Raw genomic sequence first — 19,300 nt, forward strand, 5'->3', positions numbered from 1 at the left:
GTCAATGTTCCTGGCCGCTCGGGTTAGACAACCGGCGCAGAGCCTTCTGACCGATATCACTGCGATAGTATGCGCCATCAAACGTAATTGAACCAACAGCGCGGTACGCAGCCTCAATGGTCCCTCTGAGGTCATGCGCATATCCGACAGCCGTCACTCCCAACACTCTTCCACCGGATGACAGGATCTTCTCTCCGTCAGACCGTGTGCCGGCGTGAAACACGACCACGCCTTCCTCCTGTTTCATCTTCTCCAGACCATGGATTTCCTTTCCCGTCTGGTAGTCATCAGGGTATCCACGCGAAGCCATCACAACGCATACGGCCGACGCGGCGTGGAGTTGGACAGTGGAAGGATCCAGCCGATGCTCGGCGATCGAATAGAGTATTTCCGCAAGATCTCCTTCGATCAGCGGCACGACAACCTGCGTTTCAGGATCGCCGAATCGGCAGTTGTATTCGATCACTTTCGGCCCCGTCCTGGTCAGTATCAAGCCGCAATAGAGACATCCGCGGTACGGAGTCCCTGCATCTCTCATACCCTTGAGTGTTGGAACTATGATCTCTATCTCGATTCGTTTGAGGAGCTCCTGCGTTACAATCGGAGCGTTTGCATACGCCCCCATGCCCCCGGTGTTTTTCCCCCTGTCGCCGTCCAGGATCCGCTTGTGGTCCTGCGCAGATGCAAGCGTTGCGAACCGTTCGCCATCGGTGAGCGCGAAAATCGACGCTTCTTCCCCTTCCAGATACTCCTCGATCACCACGTTCTCCCCTGCTGACCCAAACGCCTTGTTCAACACCATCTCCCGAATCGCGATCACTGCCGCATCATGGGTTTCGCATATCAGCACACCTTTTCCTGCGGCCAATCCATCCGCTTTGACCACAACAGGAACCGGAAGTTCGAGAGCGAACGCTTCAGCCTCATTCAGTTCACCCGAAGAGAAGCTTCTGAACTTGGCCGTCGGGATACCGTTCTGCGCCATGAACGATTTGGAGAACACTTTGCTTCCTTCGAGCATCGCCGCCGCCCTGCTTGGACCGAAGATCCGGAGGCCGCTCCGTTCGAATTCGTCAACGATCCCGTCAACAAGAGGCTGCTCCGGACCAACAACCGTGAGATCGACATCGTTTTCTTTTACGAAGCGCATCAAGCCCTGTATGTCGGTTGGTTTGAGCGATACCAGCCGGGCCTGTTGTGCGACGCCGGCATTGCCGGGAGCACAATACAATGCCTTGACGTGTGGACTCTGCCTCAGTTTCCAGACAATTGCATGTTCCCTCCCGCCGGAGCCGATTACCAGAATGTTCATCGGATTTCTTCCTCGAGTTTCAGAAAAGCGTTCTTGTCGATATCCGTCAAAGATTCGAAATGACGTGCAAGCTCTCCAGTCAGAATCTGGCGATTGAAGTGCCCCGAAAAATCTTCCGGCACCTGCTTGAGCTGATTCTTCTCAAACTGTGTGAATAATTCTCTCACCGCGTCCTCGTGCGCCTGCAGGTTCTTCAGGGGCACACAAAGACCGGCACCGCTCTCGAGGATCAACTGCTTGATGTGTCCTTCATTGAGCGATCCAAGAATGGGCCTGCGGGCACCGAAATACTCATAGAGCTTCCCCGGTGACTGATAGTCATTGTCGAGCACCAGCCAAAGGGCATCTGATTCCTGGAGACGCCGCGTACATTCCTTGTGATCGAGATATCCAAGGAACTTGACCTCATTCTGCAGACCGAGTCTGCTGACGAGATTTTGGTCTTCTTCACGCACGTTTCCGATGAGATCCAGTTCCAGCCTCCCCCGCATCTGCGGAACGTCCCGGAAGAGGTTGTGCAATGCCTGGAAAATAACAGACGGATTTCGTTCGGCGTAGAAGGTGCCGGCGTGGGTCATTCGCATCTTTCGCCGGGCCGGCTGCTTCGGAGCTACGCGCGTCTCGAAATCTTCGGGGTCATATCCCTGAGGAATGATAATGACATCATGATAGTCCAGATTCAGGTAGTGCTTCAGGATGCTCTCCTTGACACGCCTGACTGTAACGACAATCTTATCCGCGACTTTCAGGACGCGTTTCTCCAGACGGTAGTGGAGGTAACGGTGCAGCGGCGTCGGATAGTACTTGAATGGATAGTCCAGCCAGGCATCCCGATAATCGAGCACGAGAGGGATCCGGAATTCCTTCTTCAACGCCTCCCCAATCAGAAAGTCCGTCTGCGGCGGGGCAGTGGCGAAGATCACATCAAAATGCTCCCGGCGCAGAAGCTCCTGTGCGGCTTTCAGAGCCTTCGATTTCCAGCCAATCTTTGTATCAGGAATGAACAGCGCGTCTCCTCCAAACTGCAGAATCTTCCTCATCCGCTCTGAAGGCATCTTGACGACACCCTGTTTCTTGAACAACCGGTTGGGATCGAGCGAACTCGCACGAAGGATATCCGTCCCTGCCTCCTCAACCTCGGCAAGCAAGGTGGTATCGACGGCATAATACCCTGTGGGGGTAACGGTGAGGACAGTAGGCTTCCATCCATACTTTGGAAGGTACTTCACGAACTTGGCGGTCCGCTGGACGCCGCTCAACCCCATCGGGGGAAAATAGTACGCGATAACCAGAACTTTTCGAAATTCACTATTCATATAATTATCAAGTCTTTCGGTGCGCTTGTCAGAACTTCGCAGCCGCCATCGCGGAGAACAACATCATCCTCGATTCGTACACCGCCAAAGCCAGGTATATATATCCCTGGCTCGATCGTGACGACATTGCCGACTCTGAGCGTTTCCCTGCTTTGCGCGGACAACCGGAGTTCCTCGTGGATCTCGATGCCGAGCCCATGCCCGAGTGAATGACTGAAGTACTTGCCCAAGCCTTTGCGGCTGATGGCGCTCCGTGCGACCCTGTCGAGGGCACTTGTCCTCATGCCGGGACGCGCCGCTTCAATTGCCCTGCACTGTGCATCGAGCACGATTTGATATATTCTCTTCGCGCGGGGAGAAGGTCGTCCGACCGCGACAGTACGGGTGAGATCGCAGTGGTAACCGTGAAGAACACAACCAAAATCCAGCGTCACCAACTCCCCGGGTTTGATTTTCTTTGCAGAAGGCCGGGCATGAGGCAAAGCCCCACGGACTCCGGATGCCACGATGGGTTCGAACGCATCCGCGTCCGCTCCGTATCGCCTGTGCCAGTAACCGATTTCCGCAGCGACCTCCTGCTCTGTGAGCCCTGGCGCAAGAACGCCCAGAAGCTTCTGAAAAACTCTCTCGGTGATTCGGACGGCAGCCCTGATGCTTTCGACTTCAGCTTCGTCCTTGACAGCGGCGATGCCCTCGATGAGGGATTTCGTCCGCACCAATGACGAGCCGGGAAACAGCTTCTTCATCGATGCGTGGGCCTCCACACTCGTATGCACGCTTTCGAAACCAACCCGCCCAGCGCCTTTCAGTAGCCGACGCTTTCCAACCTCCTCGAGGAGACTTTTCGGCGTGACATGGATCTCCCATCCTTCAATCTCGGCCCTGGATTGGTCGCGATAACGGCGATCGGTAAGAAAATGCTGCTTCTGGCGGGTGACAACGCACAGGCCATTCGAGCCGGAGAATCGGGTCAAATAGCGGACATGGGGAATATGGAAGACAAGAAGACCATCCAATCTCAAAGCGGCAAGATGTCTTCGCACCTCGTGAAGCCGTCGCACGACCATCGTCGGTTTTTACTGGTGATAGTTGGGGGCTTCTTTGGTGATTGCAATATCATGAGGATGGCTTTCGCGGAGTCCGGCATCCGTCATTCGGACAAACTGCGCTTTCGATTTCATCTCCGGGATTGTCCGGCACCCGCAATACCCCATCGCCGAACGCAGTCCGCCGATCATCTGATGGACAGTCTCGCTGAGGCTCCCTTTGAAGGGCACTCTCCCCTCGATCCCCTCAGGAACGAGCTTCTGTATATCATCTTCGGCATCCTGGAAATACCGGTCTTTGCTGCCTTGTTTCATGGCTTCCATCGAACCCATGCCACGGTACATCTTGTAGCTTCTTCCCTCGTACAGCACTTTCTCACCCGGGCTCTCCTCAACGCCTGCAAAGAGGCTGCCGAGCATCACAGAATCAGCTCCCGCAGCAATAGCCTTGGCAATGTCTCCCGTCTGCTTGATGCCGCCATCTGCAATCAGCGGAACACCGGATCGCGATGCGGCCTTCGCACAGTTCATGATCGCCGTGATCTGCGGCACCCCGACTCCCGCGATAACCCGGGTTGTGCAGATCGAGCCGGGCCCGATACCAATCTTCACTGCATCGGCTCCAGCTCTGATCAAATCACGCGTTGCCTCTTCCGTCGCAATGTTTCCCGCGATCAGCTGAATATCGAATTTCGATTTGATCAGTTTGACCATCGTAAGGACCCCCTTCGAATGGCCATGCGCTGTATCCACGATGATGACATCTACACCGGCATCGACAAGCGCGGCAACACGATCGAGTGAGTCGCTCGTCACTCCCACTGCAGCCCCAGCGCGGAGCCGACCGAGTTTATCCTTACATGCGTGCGGGTGCCGCTTCTTTTTTTGTATATCCTTGAATGTGATCAACCCCTTGAGCTTCCCGTTTTTGTCGACCACCGGGAGCTTTTCGATTCGATTCTTCTGCAGGATCGCCTCAGCTTCGACAAGCGTCGTTCCAACCGGCGCCACAACGAGGTTCACGGAAGTCATTACTTTGGAGACTTCGAGATCGAGGTTTGGCTCGAAACGAAGATCCCGGTTTGTGAGGATACCCACGAGTTTCTCATCCTGGACAATCGGTATGCCCGAGATGCTGTATTTCTTCATCACCTCAAGGGCTTCCCGTACAGTCTGATTCATGTGTAGCGTAATAGGATGGAGGATCATGCCACTCTCTGACCTCTTCACCATGTCAACCTCCTCGGCCTGACGATGAATGGTCATGTTCTTGTGCAAAATCCCGATACCCCCTTCGCGCGCCAGGGCAATGGCCATCGCGGATTCGGTTACCGTATCCATGGCTGCACTGACAAGCGGTATGTGGAGCTCGATTTCGCGCGTAAGAAGCGTCTTCACTTCAGTCTCTCGTGGAAGAACCGAGGATTTTGCAGGAAGCAACAACACATCATCATACGTTATCGCTTCGCCGACAATCTTCTTTAAAGGCATAGTGTTAATCCTGTCATGACGTGATAGTCCTATTCGAACGCCGGTAGGCCGGTGATGTCCTCACCAACGATCAGCGTGTGCATCTCGTGCGTTCCTTCGTACGTCTTTACCGATTCCAGATTCGCAGCGTGGCGCATCACCGGGTACTCGTTCAGAATTCCGTTAGCGCCCAATATTTCCCTTGATGCTCGGGCAATTTCCAGAGCGTGGTATACATTGTTGCGTTTGGCCATCGAGATCTGTGTAAACTTGGCCTTCCCCCGGTCTTTCAGCCGCCCCAATTGGAGGCAAAGAAGTTGCGCCTTGGTTATCTCCGTGACCATCTCGACAAGCTTGTGCTGCGTCAGTTGAAACGATGCGATAGGCTTACCGAATTGAATTCGTGTTTTGGAGTACTGCAGCGCTGCGTCATAGCATGCCATGGCAGAACCAACAACTCCCCAAGCAATTCCGTAGCGCGCCTGGCTGAGGCACATCAGCGGACTTTTCAATCCGCCGGATTTCGGAAGGATGTTTTCTTCCGGGATAAGGCAGTCTTCAAACACCAGCTCCGAGGTGACTGACGCCCTCAGTGAGTGCTTTCCTTTCATCTCCGGGGCTGAAAACCCTCTGGCCCCCTTCTCAACAAGGAATCCCTTGATTTCTCCATCCAGCTTCGCCCAAACAACAGCAACGTCAGCGATCGTCCCGTTCGTGATCCACATCTTGGCTCCATTGAGGACGAAACCGCTCGTTGTTCTTTCCGCCCGCGTGATCAGGCCGCCAGGGTTTGAACCGAAATCGGGTTCCGTCAGGCCAAAGCATCCAATGGCCTTCCCGGAGGCCAGCAATGGCAACCAGCGATCTTTCTGAATTTCGGAGCCAAACGTAAAGATCGGATACATGACGAGAGCGCTTTGCACCGAGGCAAAGCTCCGGATCCCGCTGTCGCCCCGTTCCAGTTCCTGCATCACAAGCCCGTACGCGACATTGTTCATTTCTGCGCAGCCGTATCTCGCCGGAAGTGTGGAACCGAAAAGACCGAGATCAGCCATTTGCGCAACGAGGTGCATCGGAAAGACCCCTTCCTCGTAGTGACTCTCGATTATGGGAAGCACTCTTTCATCGACGAATGCGCGGACTGTGTTCCGGGCGAGGATCTCGTCTTCCGACAGCAGGTCACTCAAATGGTAGTAGTCGACCCCGTGGAATCCAAGCATGTAGCGTCCTTATTGGGAGCGGCAGAGGTATGTCTATTTTTGACGACAGGCTGACAGAGAGCCTTTGCTGAACAAAAAAACTACTCAACAAACGCCCAAAAGTCAAGGAAAGCATTGGAGAAGGGAAAAAAGAAGGCCAGTTTCTCAGTCGTCCCACCATAGGCGACCGATGACTGGCCCATCAAGAAGGAGGTAGCGTTATGCTCCCTACATAGTATTTGACGGCGGTTCAGAGAGAAAGTTGCATCAGATAATCATGATTTATTATTTCTCGCAGCCACTTTCCGTGCGATCATCCCTATTCCTTGTGTTTCCAACCCTGGATTTCACGATCGTGTGCCGCCCGGGTCATCACGAACTCAACTTCCCAATTGACGGTTCACTTGTGAGCGCACATATTGAGTAGATCTGGTGGGACGGGGGGGGGTCGGGACGTGTGAGAAGGATCAACTCTCTGTGGAGCCGGAGTTCTTAATCCCGTATTTCTTGATCTTGAGATAGAGTGTTTTTGCGGTGATGCCGAGGACCTGTGCCGTCCTGAGCCTGTTCCACTGGTTGGCTCGCAGCACTTTCTCGACGTGGATTCTTTCGATCTCTTCAAGGGAGGGAAGAACTCCTTGATCCTCTTGACGCTCGATCCGTGGAACGTCCGAACTTCCAGAAAGAGACGGATTGATCCATAGATCCCTGGCCTCGATGGTGCCTCCCTGGCTCAGGACAGTTGCTCCTTCGATTACGTGTTCCAGTTCACGCACATTTCCCGGCCAATCGTAGCGCATCAAGATCGACATCGCTTCGGGGCTTACTTTCTTGGGACCAGCCTTGGTCTTTCGCTTCAGGAAGTAATCAACGAGCAGGGGGATGTCCTCTTTTCGTTCCAAGAGAGAAGGAAGCTTGATGCTTACAACATTGAGACGATACAGCAGATCCTCTCGGAAACGTCCGGCCTGTACCTCCTGGGGAAGGAGCTTATTGGTGGCGGACACGACTCTCACATCGACCTTCATGGAATTCGTCCCGCCGACTCTCCGAAATTCGCCCGTCTCCAGAAATCTGAGCAGCTTGGCCTGAGTTGGCTGGCTGATGTCCCCAACTTCATCAAGAAACAGCGTCCCTCCATTTGCGACTTCGACAAGTCCTTGCTTGGCAGCGTAGGCGTTTGTAAACGCCCCTTTTTCATGTCCGAACAGTTCACTCTCGAGGAGTTGATCCGGAATGGAGGCACAGTTGACAGCGACGAAAGGCTGGTCTTTCCGAGGACTCTCATTATGGAGAAGATGTGCAATAAGCTCTTTGCCCGTCCCGCTCGCACCCTGGATCAGAACAAACGCCTCGCTATCCGCGACCTTTCGGGCATTGTCGACAGCCTGACGGAACACGGCACATTCGCCGACCAACCCACTCGGGCCGCTGATGCGATTCAGCTCACGTTTCATCACCTCTTTGTCGATGACGAGCTGGCGGCGTTCGGCGGCGCGCCGGACCGTCGCGAGCAGTTGCGGCGTATCGTACGGCTTGCTGACGAAGTCGTACGCTCCGAGCTTGATCGTTTCGATAGCCGTCTTGTAGTCGCTGACATTTGTTAACATGATGACCTGCGTCGCAGGTGAGTGCTCGTTGATGAACCTGAGCACATCGATGCCGCTGACGCGGGGCATTTTGATGTCGAGGAGGATAATGTCGTAAATGGTGGACTGAATGAGGTTGATCGCTTCGGTGCCGTTGAGTGCGACATCGACGTCAAAATCGGAGAGTTCTTCGAGCTCTGTCTTGAGAAGGAAGGTTATTGATTCTTCGTCGTCGACAACCAGGATCCGGTACTTCTTCGCCATGGCATCACCGGTTCGTCGTCGAGGCTAGAGACCACTCAGGACGCGTTCGACCGTCGTAAGCAGATCGACAAGATCGTACGGTTTGCTGACGAAATCCTCAGCGCCGAGTTTTTTTGATTCAATTGCGTTTTTCAGGTCGGCAAAACCGGTCAGCATGATGACTTTCGTGGCCGGCTGGGTCTCCTTCACGAATTTCAGCACTTCGAATCCATCGACGTTCGGCATCTTGATGTCGAGAAGGATCAAATCGAAGATTTGCCCACGGAGGATATTGATCGCTTCGGCTCCATCTCCCGCTGACGAGACTCTGTATCCCTCCCCCTCCAGTTCAGCGCTCAAGACCGTCCGGAGAGCGTCTTCGTCATCGACAACCAGAATTCTATTCTTTTCTGCCATAAGAATTCTCCTTGGGAGATCCGCGATCAAGCTGCCAGAGAGCGTTATTGTTGCTCTGAGACAAAATAACATAGAGAAAATCCCACAGAAAAGCAAACGAGCAACTTCTGGGCAAACGAATCGCACAACCTTCTTCTGAGATATCGTTTTGGTCTGTGCTCGTCCCCCAACTCGTTGCAAATCACACAAAGAATTTTTACCTTTATCCCTCACAATGAGCACACCCACACCACAGAAACCCCTGAAAGCAATTAATGTTCTCCTGGCCGATGATGACATCGGCTTTGCCAAAATCGTCCAACGACAACTCCAACTCTTCCAGAATCGGGAGTTTAATCTGGTTTGGAAAGAGAGTGTGGAAGAGGCGCTTCAGGAGATTCAGTCAAACAATGCTATTGACCTGATCCTCACAGACTACGTGTTTCCCGGCTCGAACGGGCTGGAGTTCTGCCTCCAGCTGAATCAGTTGAATTCCGAGATTCCGATCGTCTTCGTGACAGCGACCCGTGATTTCAAGCTGGCCATCGAAGCAATGAAGCTCGGTGTCGAGGACTTCCTCATCAAGGAAGATTTGGCTGAATCTGTCCTCCCTCGCACCATCCTGAACGTCCTTGATCGCGTTCGTATGTACAAACAGATCACAGCCGTTGAGAAACGGATGCTCATCGCCGAAAAACGGGCGGAGGCAATCCGAGAACTCGTCGTCACGGTCTGTCATGAATTCAACAATCCCCTCGCAGCCATCAAAATCAGCGCCGATCTGATCCGCCGCCAGTCCCCGACCGAGGAAGACAAGAGCATACTGAAGGAATTCGAAGAGAATTTTCAGAAGATCGAGTCGGAAGTGAAGCGGCTCCGTGACATCAGCTTCGAGCGGATTGACTTCCACGGCACCACCGTTACGGCCGCCGCTCAGAGTTCTCCAACGCCGTCAAACCGCCAATAGCCTTCCTGCGATTGAACGTTTCCGCGCATTTTCGTCAATGCAAGGCTCTTGCAAGTAAGCCGGATTTTCTCTATCATGGTGGGTGACAGTAACCGTGTATATGGCAATGTTCTGTTAAGCGTATTCCATTGGCGATGTCGAATCGGATAAGGCCCAGACAACTCGATCTCAAGTTTCCCAAGTCTCCACAACAGAATTCCCACAAGTGTCCCGCCCAGAAGGCGGGACACTTTTTTTGTCCCGAATCCGTACAAGTATGAAACTGGCGGACATAGAACGATTTTTTGAATCATGGGTCCCGCGATGGACCGCGTGGGAGCGTGATAATGTCGGCCTTCAGGTGGGCCGTCGTTCCCGGAGAGTGAAGAACGTTCTTGTCGCGCTGGACGTCACTCCCGAGATCGTCGGAGAAGCAATCCGGAAGGACATCGACCTCATTGTTTCCCATCACCCCCTCTTGTTCCGGCCGCCGTCATCGATCTCCGACTCAACACCTGTTGGCTCACTTCTACTCTCTTTGGCAGAACATCGCATCGCTCTTTTCTCGGCTCACACGAATCTCGATGCCTCTCCGGACGGAGTCAGCTTTGCACTTGCCCGGGCGCTCGGAATACCGAACCCGGTCTTCCTGGCACCCATGAAGGACTCGCTTGCAAAACTGGCGGTGTTCGTTCCAGCCGATTACGTCGAAGCGGTGACGGCAGCGATGGCAGAGGCTGGCGCCGGCGTCGTGGGAGAGTATACGTCATGTTCTTTCCGGTCGGAAGGAATAGGACAATTCCGAGGCTCTGAAAAATCCAGCCCGTTTTCGGGAAAGCCTCTTCGGCTCGAAGAAGTCGACGAGACCCGGCTTGAGATGATCGTTCCTCGTGCGCGTCTGCAGGCGGTGGTCGCCGCGATGAAATCAGCGCATCCGTACGAAGAAGTTGCCTACGACATCTATTCCCTGGAGAATACGAATCCAAATTTCGGGATGGGAGCTCTAGGCGATCTCCCGCGGTCAATTCCGCTGAAAGCGTTTCTTACGAGGCTAAAGAAGGCAATCCACGCTGAGTCAGTCCGGTTCACTGGTTCCCTGACTCAGAAAATCCAGCGCGTTGCGGTCTGCGGAGGCGCAGGTGCAGAGTTGCTGGAGCATGCCGTCAGCGCGAAGGCAGATGTGTTCGTCACGGCCGATGTTCGCTATCACCCGTTCCATGAAGCAGCGGGCCGCATTGCCCTTGTCGATGCAGGCCATTGGGAGACAGAGCAGGTGGTTCTCCCGGTCCTCGCCTCGAAACTCCGCTCATGGGCGGCATCACAAAACGAGAAACTCGTTGTTTCACTTACACAGCATTCAACAAATCCAATTCATTCTTACTAGCAATACTGAAGGAGTATCATTTGGAAAACCGATTACGCCTGTTGTTTGGTCTTCAGCGAGTCGACTCGAGTCTTGATGAACTCCACGAACTCAAAGGAGATCTCCCCCGCCTCGTGGATGTTCTGGAGAAGAAACTTCAGGATTGTATGGCCTTCAACGAGTCGACTCGAATCTCGATGAGCTCCACGAACTCAAAGGAGATCTCCCCCACCTCGTGGATGTGTTGGAGAAGAAGCTTCAGGAGAAGGAAGCGTTGAGGAAAGGACTCGAAAGCACCGTCAAGGGATCCTTGGTCCGGCGAGACGCAATCGAACTTGAGATCGTGACGACGAAGCAGAAAATCGAGAAATACAAGGAACAGCAATTCCAGATAAAGACCAACAAACAGTATGACGCACTGACGAGAGAAATCGATCTGTCGCAGGAGCGCATTATCGCCCTTGAGAAGGAGATGGAGAGCACAGAGGGGAAGACATCGATCGCGAAGCAGGACCTCGAGGTCCTGAACCCCGAATTGGAGGAGCTCAAGAAGGAGCTGAAGGATCGACGGGCTGAGCTTGACCTCGTCAACAAGGAACACGAAGACGAGGAGTTGAAACTGAAGCATGAGCGGGATAAGCTCGTGGTTCGTATCGAGAAAGCTGACCTGAAGCTGTACGCAAGGGTCCGCAGTGCCTTGGACGGCAAAGCCGTCGTGCCTGTGCGCCGGAACGCCTGCGGCGGATGCTTCAAACGTGTGCCTCCTCAGGTCGCGGTCGAATTGCGCAAGAACTCCAAGCTCATGACTTGCGAACACTGCGGCCGGCTCCTGGTCTCGGACGATATCGTGGACAGTTACGGCAACGCTCTATGACGGTGCACGCCTTTACGGACGGCGCAGCTCGTGGGAACCCCGGCGAAAGCGGGATTGGTGTCATTTTCAAGGACGAGCAGGGCGCGACACTGGTGAAACTCCACGGCTATATCGGCGAAACGACCAATAATGTCGCGGAATATACGGCCCTTCTAGCGTGCCTCAAGAGCGCGCCGAAAACGAAGTGCTCCCGCCTTGTTGTCCATTCGGACAGCGAACTCATGGTCCGCCAGGTTCTCGGAGAATACAAGGTGAAGGACCTGAAACTCAAAGTGTTGTATCTCAAGGTTCGCCGTCTCCTTGCGGCGGCGGCATTCGAGTTCGAGATCAAGCACGTCAGGAGAGAATTGAACAAAGAAGCTGACGAGCTTGCGAACCTCGGAATCGATTCACGCAAGGCTATCAAAGTTTGACAAGTTTCCAGAAAAGGAACTACAACTTAGCAGGTGTGGTCGGCCAGGCAGTCGCTCCATTCGTTCGCGAGTGGGGAGGAAAGTCCGAACACCAAAGGGCGAGGCGCCTCAGGTCAACTGAGGGTCCTGCAGGCAACATCCTGCAGGAACGGACAGTGTCACAGAAAACATACATCTTTCGCCTCTGGCGGAAGAGATAGGTGAAAAGGTGGTGTAAGAGACCACCGCTTCGGCAGTAATGTCGAAGGCACGACAAACCCCGCCTGGTGCAAGACCATGTAAGTCCCGTTCTCACGCTTCGTGAGAGAGAGCTGCCCGTTCAATCCTCTTCGGAGGGACGGGATGGGTAGGTCGCCTAGAGAAATGACTGCCTCATTCCGGTTTGACATCCGTCGGATCGGGATCAGACAGAATTCGGCTTATCGGCCGGCCACTTCCTGCATTTTCAATAACGCCACGACCCATGACCCCTGTACGCGAATATCGCTGGACATTCCCAAGCACGGAGCTTTCTCCTCCGGACATGGAAAAGATCAAGAGGCTCAGCGATGAGCTCACGGTCTCCCCCGTGCTCGCCGAGATTCTGGTCAAACGAGGCATCGATACCTTCGAAAAAGCGAAGGCTTTCTTCCGCCCAAGTCTCGAGGATCTTCACGACCCGTTTCTTATGGATGGTATGGACCTCGCCGTCGAGCGAATTGTGCGTGCCATCGCGAACAAGGAGAAGCTCCTCGTCTACGGTGATTACGACGTTGATGGCACAAACGGGGCGGCATTGCTCTGGACTTTTCTCACAAGCGTTCACGCAGACGTCGAATACTTCATACCGGACAGAATCAAAGACGGCTACGGGCTTTCGGTGTCAGGCGTCGAACGTGCAAAGGACCGCGGCGTGCAGCTCATCGTCTCTGTCGATTGTGGGATCACGGCGCTGAAACCGATAGAACGGGCACATGAGTTGGGCATCGAGGTCATCGTCTGCGACCATCACGAGCCGGGTGATGTCATTCCGTCCGCATATGCCGTACTGGATCCTTTGAAACCCACGTGTAACTATCCATACAAGACACTGTGCGGGTGCAGCGTCGCCTTCAAACTCATCCAGGCACTTTCGCAAAATGCGGTTCTCCATCCGTACCTCGAAGAGGGCGGGCAGTCACTCGACCGGTACCTGGATTTTGTGACACTTGCGACGACTGCCGACATCGTGAACCTCACCGGTGAGAATCGCATCCTCGTCAAACTTGGGCTCGAGCTCCTTAACACCAATCCTCGTCCGGGAGTACACGCACTTATCGAGTCATCTGGTTTGAGGCTCGGCACCATCACTGCCGGACAGATCGTTTTTGTCCTTGCTCCAAGAATCAATGCCGTCGGCAGGCTGGGAGACGCGACACGGGCGGTGGAACTGCTCACCTCAGATTCGTTCACGGTAGCCCTCGATCGCGCTCGCATTTTTGAAGAAGAAAACAAGAACCGCAGGAAAATCGACGAGGACACGTTCATCGAAGCGCAGGAAATTGTCGAGAAATTCCTCGATCTGGAAAGTGAAGGGGCCATTATCCTTCACCAGGAAACATGGCATCCGGGAGTCATCGGGATCGTCGCCTCGCGGCTCGTCGAGCGCTACTATCGGCCAACAATAATGATGACCACTGTCGATGGAATCGCAAAGGGGTCTGCCCGAAGTGTCGCGGGATTCGATATCTACAAGGCGCTCAAACGGTGCGAAGACAAACTCGTGCAATTCGGCGGACACAAGTATGCAGCAGGTCTCTCCGTCGAAGTCGCTCGGCTGGACGAGTTCAAAGAAGCCTTCAACATCGTCGCGAAAGAGCTTCTCACAGAAGAGCTCCTGACTCCCGAAATCCGCATCGACGCAGAAATTCCGCTTCGTGAGATCACGCCAAAGTTCGTCCGGATCCTCAGCCAGTTTGCTCCGTTTGGCCCTGGAAACATGCGACCAGTCTTCGTTGCACGAAATGTGGAGTTGTATGGAACACCGCGTATTGTCGGGCGCAATCACTTGAAATTCAAGGTCAGGGCGAATGGTCAGGTCTTCGACGCAATTGGATTCAACCTTGGGTCTTTGATGGAGAACTTGCTGCACGGCAGGAAGACAATCGACATCGCCTTCTCCCTCGATGAAGGTGAATATGCGGGGGAGGCGATGCCTCAGCTGAAGATTCGAGACTTGAAATGAGGATTGAAGTAGCGAGGAAACACGCCCCAAGAAATCTCCTGCCCTACCACACGTAAGAGGCAAAGTCCATGTCAGGACATTCGAAATGGGCGACAATCCGTCGCAAAAAGGCCGTGACAGACGCAAAGCGCGGCAAGATGTTCACGCAGATCATCAAAGAAATCACAATCGCGGCAAGGCTTGGCGGTGGTGACCCATCCGGGAACCCGCGCCTCCGTCTGGCGATCGACAAAGCGAAATCCGGCAACATGCCTGCAGACAACATCAAGCGGGCTATTCAAAAGGGAACCGGAGAATTGCCCGGGATGGCATACGAAGATGCGACGTATGAGGCGTATGGTCCGGCCGGCGTAGCGCTGCTGATCGAGGCGGTGACAGACAACAAGACAAGGACCGTGAACGAGATTCGTCACGTCCTCGATCGCAATCATGGAAAGCTCGCTGCATCGGGATCCGTGGCATATCAGTTTCACAGGAAAGGGCAGATCACCGTCCTCCGCAACAAGATCGGCGAGGACGAGCTTATGGGAATCATCCTGGATGCCGGTGCCGACGATATGGCCTCGGACGAGGAACACTTTTTTATTACGTCAATCCCCGATGTACTCGAAAAGGTGAAGAAGGCCATCGAGGACCGGAAGATCCCGATCGAGCACTCCGAGATTCAGATGGTCCCCGAGAACACTGTCAAAGTTGAAGGCAAAGATGCCGAGACCCTCATCAAACTCATCGAGGGGCTTGAAGACCACGACGACATCCAGCACGTCTATGGAAATTTCGACATCGATGAGAGCGTGCTGGCTTCCCTGAATGCCGGCTGACCGCGAACGGACGATGATAATCCTGGGTGTTGATCCCGGAACCCTCATAACCGGTTATGGCGTCATCGAGGCAAAGAGCGGCAAGTTCAAGGTCCTCGATGTTGGCGTCATTCAGAATCGCAGCGGCACGACAATGCCGGTCCGCCTGAAGTCAATTTACGCGGCCCTTTGCACCGTGATCGACCGTCACCACCCCGATGAGTTCGCCATCGAAACAGCTTTCTATGGCAAGAACGCCCAGTCGGCTATGAAACTGGGACACGCACGAGGAGTCTCCATTCTCGCCGCAGTCAATCATGAAATACCAACGGCGGAGTACTCACCCCGCGAAGTCAAGCGGGCGGTCGTCGGAAACGGAGCCGCTTCAAAGGACCAGGTCAGCTACATGGTTCAATCAATTCTGAATCTGAAGTCCCCTCTGAAGTTCTATGATTCAACCGACGCTCTCGCCGTAGCACTTTGCCATTGCCACGCCTCGATCAAGGCGCAGAGAGGCGGAAAGGCATCCGGCAAGCCCAAACAGTCCAGCAGTTCGTGGAAAGCCTACGTCCAGGCACATCCGGAAAAACTAGCGAGGCCCCGATGATCGCGTCTCTGACGGGAATTCTGAAAGTTAAAAACCCAACCGACATTGTCCTCGATGTGCACGGTGTGGGATATGCAGTGACGATTCCCCTCTCGACCTTTGAGAAACTGGGGGAGGTCGGTTCAAACGCAACAATCCTCACACACCTTCACGTGCGTGAGGACCTATTGCAGCTCTTTGGTTTCGCCACCGACGATGAGCGCGTGTTCTTCAAGTTGCTCATTTCCGTCAACGGTATCGGCCCGAAAATTGCGCAGGGAATTCTCTCCAGAATCGCCGTCTCCGATTTGAAACAGCACATCTCGAAGGAGAATGTTTCAGCGCTGACAGCTATTCCCGGAGTCGGGCGAAAGACGGCGGAGCGATTGGTGATCGAGCTGCGCGACAAGATCGGAAAGATCGACACGGCGGGACCGACATCGGTAGGGCGTCCGGATGGAGAAGATGAATTGCGTGAGGAAGCGCTCCTCGCCCTCACCTCTCTGGGCTACAACAGACCGGTTGCGGAGAAAGCGATTCGCCAGGTTTTGGCCGAGATGAATGGAGAGAAACTCTCTCTTCAGAATCTTATCAAGAAAGCCCTCCGATATACGACCTGAGACAAGTGGGTTTCCGGCCCTGCGAACCGGGCCGATGCTCACTTCAACCATTGAAACTCTCTCCCTTCCTTGCTACCTTCAGTACATATGAGAAATTCAGACCATACATCGCCCGAAAGGCTCGAGAACGAATTGGAGCTCGACCAGACGTTGCGTCCGGCCCGGATTGGCGAGTTCGTGGGCCAGCAGAAACTCGTCGAGAACCTTAGAATTTTCATCGCAGCTGCAAAACAACGGAAGGAGCCGCTCGACCACGTTCTCCTCACGGGCCCTCCGGGCCTTGGTAAAACCACGCTGGCATTCATCGTTGCCAACGAAATGGGCGTCGGAATCAAAGTCACGTCCGGTCCCGCGCTCGAGAAACCCGGAGATCTCGCCGGTATTCTCACGTCGCTCCAGAGGGGGGAAGTGCTCTTCATCGATGAGATTCATCGGGTCCCGGTAAAAATCGAGGAGTACCTGTATTCGGCGATGGAAGAATTCCGGGTGGACATTATCATCGACAGCGGTCCCGGGGCAAAAACCATTTCGCTGAACCTTGAGCCGTTCACGCTCGTCGGCGCGACTACGCGCGCCGGGCTCCTCAGTTCTCCTCTTCGTTCCCGGTTCGGCATTACCAACCGGTTCGACTACTACAACGTGGGGGAGCTCGAGTCCATCGTGACCCGGTCTGCGGAGATACTTGCGATCGACACCGCATCTGATGCGAGCCGGGAAATCGCACGACGTTCCCGCGGTACTCCGAGAATTGCGAACAGGCTTCTGAAACGCTGCCGGGATTTCGCACAAGCCGACAAGAGACTGTCAGACCATGGTGGAGTTGTGACGCGTGAGGTTGCTCAGTACTCCCTTCGCGCTCTTGAAGTTGATGACCACGGCCTGGATGAAATGGATAAACGAATCCTCCATGCGATCATCGAGAAATATGCGGGTGGACCGGTTGGACTGAACACGCTTGCGGTCGCCGTCGGCGAAGAGCCAGGGACAATTGAAGAAGTGTACGAACCCTATCTCATTCAGGAAGGGTTCTTGCAACGGACTCCCCGAGGCCGCGAGGCAACATCGATGGCATACAAGCACCTCGGCGCGGTAAAAAGACCTCCGGGGCAGGACAAGCTGTTTTGAGCAACAGAAAGATATCAAACCCGAGTTTCTAAGACCGAAGCTCGAGGGTGGTCTGAGAACTCAATGCCAGGACATCTCCACAAGAGCCACGGAAACAGAGTGCTCAGTTATGATCTTCCGCTCTCCGTCTCTGTCTAGGATATCGGTATTCGCATTTCTCCCCACTGCACTTCCTTTCCCTACAGTCGAAACTTCCTCAGATACCGCAGAACAGAATTCATGTCCTTTGGCAGCTCAGCCATGAGATTCGTGCGAGCACCGGATTCAGGGTGGTCGAACGAAATGGCAAACGAATGGAGCGCGGTCCTGTCCAGCAGTGGCTTCTCCTCCCCTTCAGGTCTGTATCCCGGCTTGATATGGGAAAGGAAGAACGCCTGACCATCGCCATACGTCCGGTCTGCGAGGAGTGAAGTTCCAATCGATTGCAGGTGGAGTCTGATCTGATGCATCCTCACGGTGCGTGGCCTTAATTCCAGGAGGGTGTATCCTTTGAAACGTTCGAGTACCCGAAATTCGGTGACGGCGTCCCTCCCAGCCCGAATATTCACTTTCAGATCAGACACCTCATGAACCCTCTCGGCTATGGGCGTATCGATGCGCCCTGACTCGACCGCTGGCGCACCAGCCACGATTGCGAAATAGACTCTTTCCACAAGTCGATGCTCGATTTGGTCATTCAGAGCAGCTTGCACTTCAGCCGATTTCGCGTACACGATGATGCCGCTCGTTTCCTTGTCGATCCTGTGCACGACGTAGGCCGTTCCCAGTTCCTCGGAGAGGATGGCATCGAGACTCTTAAGATCGTGCCGGATCCGGTCAGGAAGGACGAGCAGGTTCGCTGGCTTGTTCAGAACGAGCAGTTGATCATCCTCATGGACAATCTCCGACCCCGTCGATTCCAGCCGCCATTTCAGTTTGCGGTGCATGATAAGGATCAAAATAGAATATCGGCAAGACATTTACAAGCCGGACCCCCGGCGCATTCGTTTCGGCACGACGCTCGTTTGAAACTCACTCTATTTTCACCTACATTCACCTTGAGAGGAATACTCTTAGCTCCATAGACTTTAGGTACTTCGGTGAGCCGTAATGAGATGGGACCTGCCTGCAGGCTCTCTACGAGTTTCGCAATTGCGTCGGGGGGTTCTGAACACTCCACCGGCAAGTACACAATCGACAATCCTCAATCGCAATTCGACAATTGAGAAAACTACCTCTTTCGTTTTACCAGCGCCCGACGCTGACAGTGGCCAGAGAGCTGCTCGGCAAATGCATCGTTCGGCACCACAAAGGCATGAGGCTGATCGGCAGGATTGTCGAAACCGAGGCGTACCGGGGAGCACTCGATCCGGCAGCTCATACGTTCAGGGGCAAAACGAAGCGCAACGAGGTGATGTACTGGGGGGGGAGGACGTCTCTATATCTACTTCACGTACGGCATGCACTTCTGCGCCAATGTTGTCACAGGGAGAAAAGAAAGCGGAGAAGCGGTTTTGATCCGGGCAATTGAGCCGATGGAAGGTATCGAAGCGATGGCGAAAAACAGATTCGGAGCTCGCTTGTCCAGAAATCCGCATCATCACAATCTCACCAACGGACCTGCGAAGCTCTGTCAGGCGCTCTCTATTCATTGGAAGCAGAACGGAGCGAACCTTCTGGAGGATGAAGTTTATATCGTCGCAGCATCTGCGATTACTTCGGCGAAGGTGGCACGGTCAACGAGAATCGGGATCAGTCAGGGGAGAGAGAAGAAGTGGAGATTCACTATAAAGGGGAACAGGTGGGTCTCGCGTTGACCC

19 protein-coding genes and 1 other RNA gene are annotated in these 19,300 nt (G+C 54.2%); 12 read left to right on the plus strand and 8 right to left on the minus strand.

The features are described from left to right. Window position 1: 1 nt before the first annotated feature. The 7 genes from purD to NTU47_10045 form a co-directional block, all read right to left on the minus strand. A complete protein-coding gene (gene purD / locus NTU47_10015) occupies window positions 2-1,312 on the minus strand; it encodes a phosphoribosylamine--glycine ligase (protein ID MCX6134133.1) in 1,311 nt (436 codons plus the stop codon). Then, a complete protein-coding gene (locus NTU47_10020) occupies window positions 1,309-2,628 on the minus strand; it encodes a glycosyltransferase family 4 protein (protein ID MCX6134134.1) in 1,320 nt (439 codons plus the stop codon). The genes purD and NTU47_10020 overlap by 4 nt, the downstream gene beginning before the upstream one ends. Continuing rightward, entirely contained in the window at window positions 2,625-3,689 is a 1,065-nt protein-coding gene (locus tag NTU47_10025) for a Xaa-Pro peptidase family protein (protein MCX6134135.1), read from the minus strand. Before NTU47_10025 ends, NTU47_10020 begins: the two co-directional genes overlap by 4 nt. Window positions 3,690-3,704: 15 nt before the next feature. Further along, window positions 3,705-5,165: an IMP dehydrogenase gene (gene guaB / locus NTU47_10030; GenBank protein ID MCX6134136.1), complete on the minus strand. Its 1,461-nt coding sequence runs from the start codon at window positions 5,163-5,165 to the stop codon at window positions 3,705-3,707. 29 nt (window positions 5,166-5,194) lie between these two features. Further along, complete coding sequence (locus tag NTU47_10035; protein MCX6134137.1) at window positions 5,195-6,364, minus strand: acyl-CoA dehydrogenase family protein; 1,170 nt, start codon at window positions 6,362-6,364, stop codon at window positions 5,195-5,197. A 446-nt stretch (window positions 6,365-6,810) separates the two neighbouring features. Next, complete coding sequence (locus NTU47_10040; GenBank protein MCX6134138.1) at window positions 6,811-8,196, minus strand: sigma-54 dependent transcriptional regulator; 1,386 nt, start codon at window positions 8,194-8,196, stop codon at window positions 6,811-6,813. A gap of 24 nt (window positions 8,197-8,220) precedes the next feature. Then, complete coding sequence (locus tag NTU47_10045) at window positions 8,221-8,592, minus strand: response regulator (GenBank protein ID MCX6134139.1); 372 nt, start codon at window positions 8,590-8,592, stop codon at window positions 8,221-8,223. Window positions 8,593-8,806: 214 nt separating this feature from the next. Between NTU47_10045 and NTU47_10050 the strand changes: the two genes are divergently transcribed. The 10 genes from NTU47_10050 to ruvB all read left to right on the plus strand — a co-directional run bounded on the left by NTU47_10050 (window position 8,807) and on the right by ruvB (window position 17,501). Beyond that, entirely contained in the window at window positions 8,807-9,538 is a 732-nt protein-coding gene (locus tag NTU47_10050; GenBank protein MCX6134140.1) for a response regulator, read from the plus strand. Window positions 9,539-9,773: 235 nt separating this feature from the next. After that, on the plus strand, window positions 9,774-10,901 hold the full coding sequence (locus NTU47_10055; protein MCX6134141.1) for a Nif3-like dinuclear metal center hexameric protein: 1,128 nt from the start codon (window positions 9,774-9,776) through the stop codon (window positions 10,899-10,901). Window positions 10,902-11,043: 142 nt separating this feature from the next. Then, a complete protein-coding gene (locus NTU47_10060) occupies window positions 11,044-11,754 on the plus strand; it encodes a C4-type zinc ribbon domain-containing protein (GenBank protein MCX6134142.1) in 711 nt (236 codons plus the stop codon). Next, entirely contained in the window at window positions 11,751-12,167 is a 417-nt protein-coding gene (locus NTU47_10065) for a ribonuclease HI family protein (protein ID MCX6134143.1), read from the plus strand. The genes NTU47_10060 and NTU47_10065 overlap by 4 nt, the downstream gene beginning before the upstream one ends. Window positions 12,168-12,202: 35 nt before the next feature. Beyond that, window positions 12,203-12,605, plus strand: an RNA gene (gene rnpB, locus NTU47_10070) — RNase P RNA component class A. Window positions 12,606-12,630: 25 nt separating this feature from the next. Continuing rightward, on the plus strand, window positions 12,631-14,370 hold the full coding sequence (recJ, locus tag NTU47_10075; GenBank protein MCX6134144.1) for a single-stranded-DNA-specific exonuclease RecJ: 1,740 nt from the start codon (window positions 12,631-12,633) through the stop codon (window positions 14,368-14,370). A 68-nt stretch (window positions 14,371-14,438) separates the two neighbouring features. After that, window positions 14,439-15,191, plus strand: a complete 753-nt coding sequence (locus tag NTU47_10080) for a YebC/PmpR family DNA-binding transcriptional regulator (GenBank protein MCX6134145.1) — start codon at window positions 14,439-14,441, stop codon at window positions 15,189-15,191. Window positions 15,192-15,204: 13 nt separating this feature from the next. Next, complete coding sequence (gene ruvC / locus NTU47_10085) at window positions 15,205-15,777, plus strand: crossover junction endodeoxyribonuclease RuvC (protein ID MCX6134146.1); 573 nt, start codon at window positions 15,205-15,207, stop codon at window positions 15,775-15,777. Continuing rightward, window positions 15,774-16,376: a Holliday junction branch migration protein RuvA gene (ruvA, locus tag NTU47_10090; protein MCX6134147.1), complete on the plus strand. Its 603-nt coding sequence runs from the start codon at window positions 15,774-15,776 to the stop codon at window positions 16,374-16,376. The genes ruvC and ruvA overlap by 4 nt, the downstream gene beginning before the upstream one ends. A gap of 87 nt (window positions 16,377-16,463) precedes the next feature. Continuing rightward, window positions 16,464-17,501: a Holliday junction branch migration DNA helicase RuvB gene (ruvB, locus tag NTU47_10095; GenBank protein ID MCX6134148.1), complete on the plus strand. Its 1,038-nt coding sequence runs from the start codon at window positions 16,464-16,466 to the stop codon at window positions 17,499-17,501. Window positions 17,502-17,680: 179 nt separating this feature from the next. Here ruvB and NTU47_10100 read toward each other — a convergent pair whose 3' ends face one another. Then, a complete protein-coding gene (locus NTU47_10100; GenBank protein ID MCX6134149.1) occupies window positions 17,681-18,427 on the minus strand; it encodes an RluA family pseudouridine synthase in 747 nt (248 codons plus the stop codon). Between the two features lie 320 nt (window positions 18,428-18,747). On the opposite strand from NTU47_10100, the gene NTU47_10105 reads away from it, so the two are divergent. Together NTU47_10105 and NTU47_10110 are read left to right on the plus strand one after the other, a co-directional pair. Next, window positions 18,748-19,011, plus strand: coding sequence for a DNA-3-methyladenine glycosylase (locus NTU47_10105; protein ID MCX6134150.1), 264 nt, complete (start codon window positions 18,748-18,750; stop codon window positions 19,009-19,011). Continuing rightward, a complete protein-coding gene (locus NTU47_10110) occupies window positions 18,941-19,297 on the plus strand; it encodes a DNA-3-methyladenine glycosylase (protein ID MCX6134151.1) in 357 nt (118 codons plus the stop codon). The genes NTU47_10105 and NTU47_10110 overlap by 71 nt, the downstream gene beginning before the upstream one ends. The last annotated feature ends 3 nt before the right edge of the window (window positions 19,298-19,300 follow it).

Source organism: Ignavibacteriales bacterium (genome assembly GCA_026390595.1).
GTDB lineage: Bacteria > Bacteroidota > Ignavibacteria > UBA10030 > UBA10030 > UBA9647.

What these genes read in the sequence shown, in the direction of transcription:
- NTU47_10040 (MCX6134138.1), bottom strand. Translation starts at nt 8,196, where the DNA reads ATGGCGAAGAAGTACCGGATCCTGGTTGTCGACGACGAAGAATCAATA.
- ruvC (MCX6134146.1), top strand. Translation starts at nt 15,205, where the DNA reads ATGATAATCCTGGGTGTTGATCCCGGAACCCTCATAACCGGTTATGGC.
- NTU47_10080 (MCX6134145.1), top strand. Translation starts at nt 14,439, where the DNA reads ATGTCAGGACATTCGAAATGGGCGACAATCCGTCGCAAAAAGGCCGTG.
- NTU47_10035 (MCX6134137.1), bottom strand. Translation starts at nt 6,364, where the DNA reads ATGCTTGGATTCCACGGGGTCGACTACTACCATTTGAGTGACCTGCTG.
- NTU47_10065 (MCX6134143.1), top strand. Translation starts at nt 11,751, where the DNA reads ATGACGGTGCACGCCTTTACGGACGGCGCAGCTCGTGGGAACCCCGGC.
- ruvB (MCX6134148.1), top strand. Translation starts at nt 16,464, where the DNA reads ATGAGAAATTCAGACCATACATCGCCCGAAAGGCTCGAGAACGAATTG.
- ruvA (MCX6134147.1), top strand. Translation starts at nt 15,774, where the DNA reads ATGATCGCGTCTCTGACGGGAATTCTGAAAGTTAAAAACCCAACCGAC.
- guaB (MCX6134136.1), bottom strand. Translation starts at nt 5,165, where the DNA reads ATGCCTTTAAAGAAGATTGTCGGCGAAGCGATAACGTATGATGATGTG.
- purD (MCX6134133.1), bottom strand. Translation starts at nt 1,312, where the DNA reads ATGAACATTCTGGTAATCGGCTCCGGCGGGAGGGAACATGCAATTGTC.
- NTU47_10100 (MCX6134149.1), bottom strand. Translation starts at nt 18,427, where the DNA reads ATGCACCGCAAACTGAAATGGCGGCTGGAATCGACGGGGTCGGAGATT.
- NTU47_10050 (MCX6134140.1), top strand. Translation starts at nt 8,807, where the DNA reads ATGAGCACACCCACACCACAGAAACCCCTGAAAGCAATTAATGTTCTC.
- NTU47_10020 (MCX6134134.1), bottom strand. Translation starts at nt 2,628, where the DNA reads ATGAATAGTGAATTTCGAAAAGTTCTGGTTATCGCGTACTATTTTCCC.
- NTU47_10045 (MCX6134139.1), bottom strand. Translation starts at nt 8,592, where the DNA reads ATGGCAGAAAAGAATAGAATTCTGGTTGTCGATGACGAAGACGCTCTC.
- recJ (MCX6134144.1), top strand. Translation starts at nt 12,631, where the DNA reads ATGACCCCTGTACGCGAATATCGCTGGACATTCCCAAGCACGGAGCTT.
- NTU47_10110 (MCX6134151.1), top strand. Translation starts at nt 18,941, where the DNA reads ATGCACTTCTGCGCCAATGTTGTCACAGGGAGAAAAGAAAGCGGAGAA.